Genomic DNA, 11,937 nt, shown 5'->3' on the forward strand with positions numbered 1-11,937 from the left:
ATTTGTGTCGGCGGTTGGCCGGGGGTCGCGTATTTTAGCCTTTTCCCATAGCTGTTCTTAGCATTTATTTTGTCATGCACCAATCCAGCGGGCATAACGCGACAACCGGTAATCCTGATTGAACGCTCGGCAAAGCTTCCTAGTCACTACTTGAACGAGCCCGTACAGGGCATGCCTGAAGACTGACGAGGAGAGCCGACTCATGCCCACCAAGAAGAACGACGCGCCCAAGCACAGTGAAGTCGCCGGCACCGATACCCCTGACCGGGCCAACACCAACGCCAAGCTGCAGCGGCTGGAGTCCTGCCGCAGCGATGCCACCGGGCAGGCGCTGCGCACCAACCAGGGCGTGAAGATCGCCGATAACCAGAACAGCCTGAAGGCGGGCCCTCGCGGACCATCGCTGCTCGAAGACTTCATCCTGCGCGAGAAGATCACCCACTTCGACCATGAACGCATCCCTGAGCGTATCGTCCACGCCCGGGGTACCGGTGCCCATGGCTACTTCCAGAGCTACGGCTGTCATGCCCAGTTGACCAAGGCTGGCTTCCTCCAGGACCCGGAGAAGATCACGCCGGTGTTCGTACGGTTTTCCACGGTACAAGGGCCACGCGGCTCGGGAGACACGGTGCGCGATGTGCGCGGCTTCGCCGTCAAGTTCTACACCGATGAAGGCAACTTCGACCTTGTTGGCAACAATATGCCGGTGTTTTTCATTCAGGATGCGATCAAGTTTCCTGACTTCGTGCATGCCGTGAAGCCTGAACCGCACAACGAGATACCGACGGGCGGCTCGGCCCATGACACCTTCTGGGACTTCGTTTCGCTGGTGCCGGAATCGGCGCACATGGTCATCTGGACCATGTCCGATCGCGCCATTCCGCGCAGCCTGCGGATGATGGAAGGCTTTGGCGTGCATACTTTCCGCATGATCAACGCCGAGGGCGTGGCCAGTTTCGTCAAGTTCCACTGGAAGCCGCGCCAGGGCGTGCATTCATTGCTATGGGATGAGGCACAGAAGCTGGCGGGCAAAGACACCGACTACCATCGCCGCGACTTGTGGGAAGCGATCGAAACCGGTGACTACCCTGAGTGGGAGCTGGGTGTGCAGATCGTACCTGAGGCCGATGAGCACAAGTTCGACTTCGACTTGCTCGATCCGACCAAGATCATTCCCGAGGAACTGGTGCCAGTCACCAAGCTGGGCAAGATGGTGCTCAACCGCAACCCGGACAATTTCTTTGCCGAAACCGAGCAAGTGGCTTTCTGTCCGGGGCACATCGTGCCGGGTATCGACTTCAGCAATGATCCGCTGCTGCAGGGCCGGCTGTTTTCCTACACCGATACTCAGATCAGCAGGCTGGGTGGCCCGAACTTCCATGAGATCCCGATCAACTGCCCGATGTCGCAGAACCACAACGGCCAGCGCGATGGCATGCACCGCATGACCATCAATAGGGGGCGTGCCTCATACGAGCCGAACTCTATCGACGGCGGTTGGCCCAAGGAGACGCCTCCTGCGCCGCAGGACGGCGGTTTCGAGAGCTATCAGGAGCGCATCGACGCGCACAAGATCCGCCAGCGCAGCGAATCGTTCGGCGACCATTTCTCCCAGGCGCGGCTGTTTTTCCAGAGCATGAGCCCGACTGAGCAGCAACACATCATCAAGGCCTACAGCTTCGAGTTGGGCAAGGTGGAGCGAGAGACCATCCGCCAGCGAGAGGTGAACGAGATCCTGGCTAACATCGACCTGAAGCTGGCGGCTGCAGTAGCAGCGAACCTCGGGTTGCCGGCGCCCAAGCAGGGCACGGTGAAGGTCAAGGGAAGCAAACTCGCGCAATCCGAGGCGCTGAGCCAGATGAACCATCCTGGTGACGTCGGTATCAAGGGGCGCAAGATTGCGCTGCTGGTGGCCGATGGGGTGGATGCGGCTAGCGTTGACGCGCTGGTCAAGGCGCTGGAGGCCGAGAGCGCCCGTCCACTGCTGCTGGGGCCGAGCTCCGCGCCGGTGAAGACGGCAGATGGCAAGCAGTTACCGGTAGACGCGTCGATGGAGGGTATGCCGTCGATCATGTTCGATGGGATAGTCGTTCCGGGCGGCAGCGAATCGGTCAAGGCGCTGGCGTCTAGCGGCTTGGCGAAGCATTTCCTGCTGGAGGGTTACAAGCATCTGAAGGCGATGGTGCTGAGCAAGGATCTGGCAAGCAGCCTGGGCCTGAAGCAAGACAGGGGGCTGCTGCTGGGAGATGACCAGGCGGTAATGAATGCCTTCGTCAAAGCCGTCGAAGGGCATCGGGTATGGGAGCGAGAGGCCGTCGCGGAGGGTGTGCCGGCCTGAGGGCTGCAAACGCAGCCCTGATCGTCACTGCTGATGCGGGACCAGAACGACCTGTGCCCGCATCGAGCGTCGGATTTCATGCTTCTGCTTGAGCTCGAAATCGCTGTCGATCTTGTGCACGCGCTTCTCAAGCAGTGTCTTCAGCCAAGGCGCGTCTTCGGTCCGAGGTACCTGGAACACCACCTCGCACTGGTAATTCACCACGTCCTTGGCAATTTCGTCGAGCTGGCGTCGCATCGCCCGGATATCGGTGGTTTTCAGCGCAACGACGGTGCTTGGTGCAGCCGGGTCGATCACCCGCGCCTGGGGCTTGGCCTCGGCAGCCTTCAGCGCTGCCTCGGCTTTTTCCAGCTCGGCCTTGCGTGCCTGGGTAACGGCATCGCCACCGGTCACCGCTGGCGCCTGGGGCATCAGCGCCCGGGCACGGGCCAGCGCGGTGGCTGCAGCATTGACGTCGCCCTTCTGCAGGACGATCTGGCTACGCTGCAGGTAGGCTTCGGCAAGCTGGCGCTGGTATTGCTCCAGGCGTGCGTCGTCGGGCGACTGGGTTTGCAGCGCCGCCAGCTGATCTTCGGCGGTGGCCAGCTCATCGCTGGTGATACTTTGCTGCAATTGCTGCCAGGCATCGGCTTGGGCAGGTGCACCCGCCTGTTCGACCGGCGCGCTGGAACAGGCAGCCAGGAACAGCGAAAACGCGGCAACAAGCAGATAACGGGAGGCGAACGGCTTCATTCCTGCGACTCTCTATTTGCGCAAAAAGCGAGCAAGTCTACACCCAGGGGCATACGCTCGAAAACAGGTCTTACAGACCCTTTACCCTTGAAAAGGTTGCAGGGTATGCCTGGGCACCCCCCGGTTTTCAGCGCTTGGGCAAGGCCAGGCTCAGCAAGAATAGCACTGCGGCGCACACCACGATCGACGGGCCGGCCGGTGTGTCCTTGAACCATGACAGGGCCAGGCCGCCACACACGGCGGTGACGCCCAGCAGGCTGGCACCCAAGGCCATTTGCTCGGGGGAGCGGGCGTGACGTTGTGCCGCGGCGGCGGGAATGATCAGCAGCGATGTGATCAACAGCACCCCGACGATCTTCATGGCGACGGCGATGACCACTGCAATCAGCAGCATCAGCGCCATGCGCAGGCTCGCCACTGGCAAGCCTTCGACCATGGCCAGCTCTTCGTGCACGGTGACCGCCAGCAGGGGGCGCCACAAGGCTGCGAGCAGCAGCAGGACCAGCGCGCTGCCACCGAGGATCCAGGCCAGGTCGGTGGTGCTGATGGCCAGCAAATCACCGAACAGATAGGCCATGAGGTCGATGCGCACATCGTGCATGAAGCTGAGCGCCACCAGGCCCAGCGACAGGGTGCTGGGGGCCAGGATGCCGAGCAGGGTGTCGGAGGCCAGCGGCTGGCGCTGTTGCAGCGTCACCAGCAGGATCGCCAGCAGCAGGCAGCCCACGGTCACTGCCAGCGCAGGGCTGACATCCAGGGCGAAGCCCAGTGCCACGCCGAGCAGGGCCGCGTGGGACAGCGTATCGCCGAAGTAGGCCATGCGCCGCCAGACCACGAAGGAACCCAGTGGGCCGGCCACCAGCGCCAGGGAAAGGCCCGCAAGCAGGGCATACAGAAGAAAATCAGCCATGCTTGCAGTGCTCTCCGTGAACATGGGTGCCAGGGGCGATCACCGAGCCATGCAGGTCATGGCTGTGATCGTGGTGGTGATGGTAGATGGCCAGGCTTGGCGCGTTCTGGCCGAACAGCTCGACGAACGCCGGGTCGTTGCTGACCTGCTCGGGGTGGCCGGAGCAGCACACATGGCGGTTCAGGCAAACCACCTGGTCGGTGGCGCTCATCACCAGGTGCAGGTCGTGCGACACCATCAGCACGCCGCAGCCATGGCGGTCGCGCAGGCGAGTGATCAGGTTGTACAGCTCGGTCTGCCCGACCACGTCGACGCCCTGCACCGGCTCATCCAGTACCAGCAGCTCAGGTTCGCGCAGCAGTGCGCGGGCCAGCAGCACGCGTTGCATCTCACCCCCGGAGATGGTCTGGATCGGGCTGTCGATGACCTGTTCGGCGCCCACTTCCTGCAAGGCCGACAAAGCAGCCGCACGGTCGACACCCGGTACCAGTCGCAGGAAGCGCAGTACCGAAAGTGGCAGCGTGGCGTCCACCTGGATTTTCTGTGGCATGTAGCCGATGCGCAGGCGCGGTTTGCGCCATACCGTACCGCGGTGCGGCTTGAGCAGGCCGAGCACGGCGCGTACCAGCGTGGTCTTGCCGGCGCCGTTGGGGCCGATCAGCGTGACGATCTGCCCAGGGGAGACCGACAGGTCGATGCTGTCGAGCACTGCCTCGCCACCGAAAGTGACGCCGACCTGCTCAAGGCGGATCAGTGCATCGCTCATGCCGCGCTCCGGCAGTTGCCGCACAGGCCGACGATCTCGACGGTCTGGGTTTCGACGCTGAAACCTACATTCTTGGCACTGGCGATGATGGCGTCGCTGATGCTGTCCTGCTCCAGCTCGATGGCTACATGACACACCCGGCAGATCAGGAACTGGCCTTGGTGCGCATGTTCAGGGTGACTGCAACCGATGAAGGCGTTGAGCGATGCGATGCGATGGACCAGGCCGTTTTCGAGCAGGAAGTCCAGTGCCCGGTACACGGTAGGGGGCGCGGCGCGGCGCCCATCCTGCTCGCTGAGCACGGCAAGGATGTCATAGGCGCCCAACGGCTTGTGGCTCTGCCAGACCAGCTCCAGTACGCGACGGCGCAGAGCGGTCAGGCGCAGGCCCTGGCGCGTGCACAGGGCGTCGGCCTCAGCCAGTGCGCTGTGTACGCAATGGGAGTGATCGTGGGGACGGTGAGCCAGCGGCGTAATGGACATGGGCAGCGACGGTTCTGGATGGAGACGTTATTATGTTACCTGTTTCTGACGAGTCGAGTATTCATCGTGTCCCGATTCCTTGTGCTTTTTGTCGCTTTCCTCGCCTGTTCGGCGCACGCCGACGTGCGGGTGCTCACCAGTATCAAGCCGCTGCAGCAGATTGCCGCCGCCGTGCAGGACGGCGTAGGTACGCCCGATGTGCTGCTGCCGCCGGGCGCCTCGCCGCACCACTATGCCCTACGCCCCTCCGACATGCGGCGTGTGGGCGATGCTGACCTGTTGTACTGGGTCGGGCCGGACATGGAGAGCTTCCTGCCACGGGTGCTGGGCAGCCGCAGCAAGCCCACGGTCGCGGTTCAGTCGCTGCCGGGCATGAGCCTTCGTCACTTCGGCGAGGATAGCCATTCCCATGAGGAAGAAGACCACGACGACCATGATCACGATCACCGGCCGGGTAGCCTGGATGCGCATTTGTGGCTGTCGTCGGTCAACGCCCGGGTGATCGCGACGAAGATGGCCGCCGACCTGGCGTCGGTCGATCCTTCCAACGCGGCGCGCTACCAGGGCAACCTGAAAGCTTTCGTCGAACGTCTGGATGCCTTGGATGCGCGTATCAAGGCGCGGGTATCGGGTATCGCCAACAAGCCGTACTTCGTGTTCCACGAAGCCTTCGACTACTTCGAGGCCTCTTACGGTCTGAAACACGCCGGAGTGTTCACTGTCGCTGCCGAGGTGCAGCCTGGCGCGCAACATGTGGCCGCCATGCGCAAGCGCCTGCAGGAAGTGGGCAAGACCTGTGTCTTCAGTGAGCCACCGCTGCGGCCGCGGTTGGCCGAGACCCTGACGGCAGGGTTGCCGGTGCGCCTGGCCGAGCTGGATGCCCTGGGTGGCACCGACCTGGTGGATGCCGGGGGCTATGAGCGGCTGCTGGAGAAATTGGGTGCTGATCTGGCGGGGTGTCTGGAACAGTTGTAAGCCTGTTCCGACCGCTTCGCGGGTAAACCCGCTCCCACGGCGCTAGCGAAAACCCCCAGGTTATCGCTTTAGTGCAGGAGCGGGTTTACCCACCAAGAGGCAGGCGCGGCCTAGAGCGCGAACGGCAGGTGCAACGCCACCTGCTGACGCTGCGCCAGACGCACCTCGAACTCGCTCGGGTCATGGATCATCACGTCCATGCCGGCGAACGACTCGGCCGCGATCAGTCGCGACAGCCAGAACCGCACGCAGCCGACTCGCAACATCTCTGGCCACAGCTCAGCTTCCGCCGCCGTGAACGGTCGCAGCGCCGCATAGGCCGCCAGCAGCGCCTGGGCGCGGGGCACATCGATGGCGCCGTGCTCATCCAGGCACCAGTCGTTCACGGTGATGGCGATGTCATACAGCATCGGGCCCGAGCAGGCGTTGTAGAAGTCGATCACACCGGTCAGGTGGGTGCCTTCGAACATCACGTTGTCGCGGAACAGGTCGGCATGCAGGTTGGCCCGGGGCAAGGCCAGGATCTGCGCCTTGTGCGCGGTGATCTCGTCCAGTGCCGGCTGTAGCAGCGCAGCCTGCCCGGCGGTGAGACGCGGCAACAGCTCGGCACCCGATTGCAGCATCCAGTCCAGGCCGCGGTCGGTACGGCGCTCGATGATGCGCTCGCGGGTGGCGAGGTGAATGTGCGCGAGCAGTTCGCCCACCTGAGCGCAATGCTGGTTGTTGGGCGCCTTGATGTGTTTGCCCGACAACCGTGGTTGCAGCAGGGCCGGCTTGCCGCACAGTTCGCGCAGGGCGTTGTCGTCGCGGTCGCGCAGTGCATAGGGCACCGGCATGTCTGCTTCGTGCAGAACATCGAGCAGCTCGATGAAGAACGGCATGTCCTCGACCGGGCCCCGTTCGACCAATGTCAGGACGAACTCCCCCTGTTCGAGGCTGACGAAGAAGTTGCTGTTCTCGGTACCGGCGGCAATGCCCTGGAAATCGAGCAAACGGCCCAGCTCGTAGGGCGCCAGAAAGGTTTCCAGCTCAGGCCGGGTCACGGGGGTGAAGACTGACATGATGAAGAGTTGCCCATGCGGGCACTTCCGCCGGGAAGTGCCAGGTTGATGTGAACGGTGCGCGTCAGATTACCACTCGAAGATCTTCCAGGACGGAATCAGCATGTCCGGCTGGTCGGAACGAATGAAATTGCCTTCGGAGCCGTCGGCGCGTACCAGAAAGTAAGGCTTGCCGTTCTTCGGCGTGACCTTGATCGCATACAGGAAGCCGTTTTGCCGATATTCCTGGATGGTTTTGTCGCCTTCCGTGCGAATGGTCACATCGGGATCTGCCGATGGGGCGTCGTCCGCCGCCAGGGTGACGACCGGCGTGGTTGCCAACAGGCCGACCAGTAACAGGCGAATGGGTGTACGCATGATAACCTTGTCCCTTTGTCGTCATTGATCTGGCTATTCTAGCGCCGGACCCGCCGAAAAGGTTGATTCTCCTCATGAGCCAAGTGCCCCTCGTCCTGGTGGACGGTTCCTCCTATCTCTACCGCGCCTTTCACGCGCTGCCGCCGCTGACCACGTCCAAGGGCATGCCAACCGGCGCGGTCAAGGGTGTGCTGAACATGCTCAAGAGCCTGCGCAAGCAATATCCAGACAGCCTGTTCGCCGTGGTGTTCGACGCCAAGGGCGGCACGTTCCGCGATGCGATGTTCGCCGAGTACAAGGCCAACCGGCCAAGCATGCCCGACGATTTGCGGGTACAGGTCGAACCGCTGCACGCCAGTGTGAAGGCCCTGGGCTACCCCCTGTTGTGCGTCGAAGGCGTCGAAGCCGACGACGTGATCGGCACCCTGGCTCGCAGCAGTGCCACCGCTGGCCGGCCGGTGATCATCTCGACCGGTGACAAGGACATGGCGCAGTTGGTCGACGGGCACGTCACACTGGTGAACACCATGACCGGGAGCGTGCTGGACGTGGCGGGCGTGCGCGAAAAGTTCGGTGTCGGGCCCGAGCACATCATCGACTTCCTTGCCCTGATGGGCGACAAGGTCGACAACATCCCCGGCGTGCCGGGCGTGGGCGAAAAGACGGCGGTCGGCCTGCTGACAGGGATCGGCGGTGGTCTGAGCGACCTGTACGCCAACCTCGACAAGGTGGCGGCCCTGCCGATCCGTGGTGCCAAGACCCTGCCAGCCAAGCTCGAAGAGCATCGCGATGCCGCGTTTCTGTCGTATGAGTTGGCCACCATCAAGGTCGACGTGGCGCTGGAAATCGACGTCGATGACCTGGTCTGCGGCGAACCCGACCGCGAGGCGCTGCTGGCGCTGTACACCGAAATGGAATTCAAGAGCTGGATCGCCGAGGTCCAGCGTGACGCCAGCCAGGCCGGTGAAGCCCTTGAACCGGTCGAGGCACCGGCGGCCAAGGTTGAACCTAAATACGAAACCATCCTCGACCAGGCTCGCTTCGATGCCTGGCTTGAGAAGCTGCGCCAGGCCCAGCTGTTTGCCTTCGACACCGAAACCACCAGCCTGGATGCACAGCAGGCACAGTTGGTGGGCCTGTCGTTCGCAGTCGAGCCCCATGAGGCGGCCTATGTGCCGCTGGCCCACGACTACGAAGGGGCCCCGACGCAGCTGGACCGCGAGCAAGTGTTGAAGGCGCTCAAGCCGTTGCTGGAAGACCCAGGCAAGGCCAAGGTCGGTCAGAACGCCAAGTACGACATCAATATTCTCGCCAATTGCGAGCTGGCCATTCAGATGCGTGGCGTCGCCTATGACACCATGCTCGAATCCTACGTGCTGGATTCCACTGCCACCCGTCACGACATGGACAGCCTGGCGCAGAAATACCTCGATCACACCACCATTACCTTCGAGCAGATTGCGGGCAAGGGTGCCAAGCAGCTGACCTTCAACCAGATTCCCCTGGAAAAGGCCGGCCCCTATGCTGCCGAGGACGCCGATATCACCTTGCGTCTGCACCAGGCGCTGCAGGCGCGCCTGGCCAAGACCCCGAGCGTGCAGCCGGTTCTGATGGACATCGAGATGCCGCTGGTGCCGGTGCTGGCCAAGATCGAGCGCCAGGGGGCATTGGTCGATGCCGAACTGCTGAAGATCCAAAGTGGCGAGCTGGGTGTGAAAATGGCCGAGCTGGAGCGCCGCGCCTTCGAGTTGGCTGGCGAGGAGTTCAACCTGGGTTCGCCCAAGCAGCTGGGTGCCATCCTGTACGACAAGCTGGGCATGCCCGTGCTGAGCAAGACTGCCAAAGGGCAGCCTTCCACCGCTGAAGCGGTGCTCGATGAACTGGCCGAGCAGGGTTACCCGCTGCCCGAAGTACTGATGCAGTACCGCACCCTGAGTAAACTCAAGAGCACCTACACCGACAAGCTTCCAGGGCAGATCAACCCGCGTACTGGGCGCATCCACACCTCGTACCAGCAAGCCGTGGCCGCGACCGGGCGCCTGTCGTCCAGCGACCCGAACCTGCAGAACATCCCGATCCGCACGGCCGAAGGCCGACGCATTCGTCAGGCCTTCATTGCCAGCCCCGGTTACAAGCTGCTGGCGGCGGACTACTCGCAGATCGAGCTGCGCATCATGGCTCACCTGGCCAAGGACGAAGGCCTGCTGCATGCCTTCCGCAACAACCTCGATGTCCACCGTGCGACTGCCGCCGAAGTCTTCGGTGTGGCACTCGAGGCGGTCACCACGGACCAGCGCCGCAGCGCCAAGGCCATCAACTTCGGCTTGATCTACGGTATGAGCGCCTTTGGACTGGCCAAGCAGATCGGTGTCGATCGCAAGCAGTCACAGGACTACATTGACCGTTATTTCGCCCGCTACCCCGGTGTGCTGGCCTACATGGAGCGCACGCGTGCCCAGGCGGCCGAGCAAGGCTTCGTCGAGACCCTGTTCGGACGCCGCCTGTACCTGCCGGACATCAACGCCAAGAACCCAGCCTTGCGCAAAGGCGCCGAACGCACGGCGATCAACGCGCCGATGCAGGGCACCGCAGCCGATATCATCAAGCGGGCGATGGTGAATGTGGACAACTGGCTCACCCAGAGCAATCTGGATGCCCGTGTGATCCTGCAGGTTCACGACGAACTGGTACTCGAAGTGAAAGAGGGTCTGGTCGAGCAGGTGAAAGATGAAATTCGCACGCAAATGAGCAATGCCGCGCAGCTGGATGTTCCGCTGCTGGTAGAGGTAGGCGTGGGCTCGAATTGGGACGAAGCTCACTGATTACGCTGGAAAAGCTGTGTAGGATCGGGGATGTGTGCCGCGGATCCGAAGCAGGCCTCGGGCCTCTGGTTCTGAAGTTTCATGAAACTATCGCAAATAGTTTTGAGGGCTTCGGAACTAAATCGGTGAAACGGGGCTCAGAGTAACTGAATGGCTGGTGAAGCCTTTCGATGCTCCTATGTTGTGTTAAGTGTTGGCAGATACCCGGACCCCGCCCTAGCGGTCCGGACTTGAACCCCAGACTTCCCCCTCCCCATATGAAGTCCGGGGTTTTTTTTGCCCGGAATTTGACCAGCCGGTACACACCCGCAGGAGCGGGTGGGCCCGCTCCTGCAGGGTGGTTGTGCTCACTTCAGGCAGTTGGCTTGTCTTCGAGCTCCATCCAATCCGCCAGCACGCGGTAGGCATCCTCGACTCCCAGGCGCTTGGGCGCCGAGAACAGCTGGATGGTCACACCGTCGCCCCAACCCTTGCGAATTTCCGACTGCACCTTGAGCAAGGTGTTCTTGCCGGCACCGTGGGTCAGTTTGTCGGCCTTGGTCAGCAGAATGTGCATCGGCATGCCGCTGGCCTTTGCCCAGTCGAGCATCATCTTGTCGAAGTCGGTCATGGGGTGACGCACGTCCATCATCAGGATGACGCCACGCAGGCACTCGCGGCTGCCCAGGTAGGCCTCCAGGTGGCGCTGCCAGTGCTGCTTGAGCGGGATCGGGACTTTTGCATATCCGTAACCCGGCAGGTCGACCAAACGCCGTTCATCGTCCAGACTGAAGAAATTCAACAGCTGGGTGCGCCCTGGGGTCTTCGAGGTGCGCGCCAGGCTGGCATGAGTCAGGGTATTGAGGGCGCTGGACTTGCCGGCGTTGGAGCGACCGGCGAAAGCCACCTCGTAACCCTGGTCGTCCGGACATTGTTCGACCTTGGCTGCGCTGAGGGCGAATTTGGCTTTCTGGCAGAGGCCGAGGATGGGGTTCTTGACTTGCATGGGATATCCGATGTGGGTGTTGCCAAGGCCGAAGCCGGCAAGCGGTGTCGTTTCCGTTTGGATGGCGGAAGTATATAATGCCCCAGTTTTTGTGTGCTCATTCTCCCAGCGAAGGAGATCGAGCATGGGGTGTCGAACAATAGCTCGCGCATCAGAACGCAGCGCGGCCCCCAACCCTGTCAGGTCGTTCCGCATGGCGAAATGGCTGCTTGCTGTCGGTATGTTCCTACCGTTTTTCAGCGCACAGGCTACACAGGATCCCGAGGCGTTGTACAACCGCACGTGTGCGGCCTGTCACGCCGGGCAGTTGCCACAGGCACCCAAGCGGGGTGACCGGGCAGCCTGGGAGCCAAGGCTGGCGCAAGGTGTGAACACACTGGTGGCGCATGTTACCCAGGGTTTCAAGGCTATGCCGCCGCGTGGATTGTGCATGGACTGCAGTGCCGAGGACTACCGTTTGGTCATCCTTTGGATGAGTGGCAGTCCCGATACATAACATTTCACCCTTA

General features: G+C 62.3%; 11 protein-coding genes. 4 read left to right on the forward strand and 7 right to left on the reverse strand.

Features of this window, described 5'->3' with window-relative positions:
- Positions 1-202: 202 nt before the first annotated feature.
- On the forward strand, positions 203-2,338 hold the full coding sequence (gene katE / locus P3R38_RS00370) for a catalase HPII (RefSeq protein ID WP_277686710.1): 2,136 nt from the start codon (positions 203-205) through the stop codon (positions 2,336-2,338).
- Positions 2,339-2,362: 24 nt separating this feature from the next.
- Here katE and P3R38_RS00375 read toward each other — a convergent pair whose 3' ends face one another.
- The 4 genes from P3R38_RS00375 to zur form a co-directional block, all read right to left on the reverse strand.
- A complete protein-coding gene (locus P3R38_RS00375) occupies positions 2,363-3,070 on the reverse strand; it encodes a PA5502 family lipoprotein (RefSeq protein ID WP_023378018.1) in 708 nt (235 codons plus the stop codon).
- Positions 3,071-3,197: 127 nt separating this feature from the next.
- On the reverse strand, positions 3,198-3,980 hold the full coding sequence (gene znuB, locus P3R38_RS00380) for a zinc ABC transporter permease subunit ZnuB (RefSeq protein ID WP_023378019.1): 783 nt from the start codon (positions 3,978-3,980) through the stop codon (positions 3,198-3,200).
- Positions 3,973-4,746 carry a zinc ABC transporter ATP-binding protein ZnuC gene (gene znuC, locus P3R38_RS00385; RefSeq protein ID WP_023378020.1) on the reverse strand — a complete coding sequence of 258 codons (774 nt, stop codon included), beginning with the start codon at positions 4,744-4,746 and terminating at the stop codon, positions 3,973-3,975. The genes znuB and znuC overlap by 8 nt, the downstream gene beginning before the upstream one ends.
- Positions 4,743-5,228 carry a zinc uptake transcriptional repressor Zur gene (gene zur, locus P3R38_RS00390; protein WP_277686711.1) on the reverse strand — a complete coding sequence of 162 codons (486 nt, stop codon included), beginning with the start codon at positions 5,226-5,228 and terminating at the stop codon, positions 4,743-4,745. Before zur ends, znuC begins: the two co-directional genes overlap by 4 nt.
- Positions 5,229-5,246: 18 nt before the next feature.
- Between zur and P3R38_RS00395 the strand changes: the two genes are divergently transcribed.
- Positions 5,247-6,203, forward strand: a complete 957-nt coding sequence (locus tag P3R38_RS00395) for a zinc ABC transporter substrate-binding protein (RefSeq protein ID WP_277686712.1) — start codon at positions 5,247-5,249, stop codon at positions 6,201-6,203.
- A 110-nt stretch (positions 6,204-6,313) separates the two neighbouring features.
- On the opposite strand, the gene P3R38_RS00400 is transcribed toward P3R38_RS00395, so the two are convergent.
- Together P3R38_RS00400 and P3R38_RS00405 are read right to left on the reverse strand one after the other, a co-directional pair.
- Entirely contained in the window at positions 6,314-7,264 is a 951-nt protein-coding gene (locus P3R38_RS00400; RefSeq protein WP_277686713.1) for a homoserine kinase, read from the reverse strand.
- A 69-nt stretch (positions 7,265-7,333) separates the two neighbouring features.
- The gene (locus P3R38_RS00405; RefSeq protein ID WP_277686714.1) at positions 7,334-7,621 is read right to left on the reverse strand and encodes a DUF2782 domain-containing protein; all 288 of its coding nucleotides are present in this window, start codon (positions 7,619-7,621) and stop codon (positions 7,334-7,336) included.
- A 74-nt stretch (positions 7,622-7,695) separates the two neighbouring features.
- Here P3R38_RS00405 and polA point away from each other — a divergent pair, with 74 nt between their 5' ends.
- Positions 7,696-10,443, forward strand: coding sequence for a DNA polymerase I (polA, locus tag P3R38_RS00410; RefSeq protein WP_023378025.1), 2,748 nt, complete (start codon positions 7,696-7,698; stop codon positions 10,441-10,443).
- Between the two features lie 352 nt (positions 10,444-10,795).
- Here the strand turns inward: polA and yihA are convergent, their stop codons facing one another.
- Positions 10,796-11,428 (reverse strand): ribosome biogenesis GTP-binding protein YihA/YsxC, encoded by a 633-nt coding sequence (yihA, locus tag P3R38_RS00415; protein WP_023378026.1) that lies wholly within the window; start codon positions 11,426-11,428, stop codon positions 10,796-10,798.
- Positions 11,429-11,621: 193 nt separating this feature from the next.
- Between yihA and P3R38_RS00420 the strand changes: the two genes are divergently transcribed.
- Complete coding sequence (locus P3R38_RS00420) at positions 11,622-11,924, forward strand: c-type cytochrome (protein WP_023378027.1); 303 nt, start codon at positions 11,622-11,624, stop codon at positions 11,922-11,924.
- Positions 11,925-11,937: the final 13 nt, after the last annotated feature.

Origin of the sequence: Pseudomonas sp. NyZ480, assembly GCF_029537255.1 — a bacterium.
GTDB classification, from domain to species: Bacteria; Pseudomonadota; Gammaproteobacteria; order Pseudomonadales; family Pseudomonadaceae; genus Aquipseudomonas; species Aquipseudomonas taiwanensis.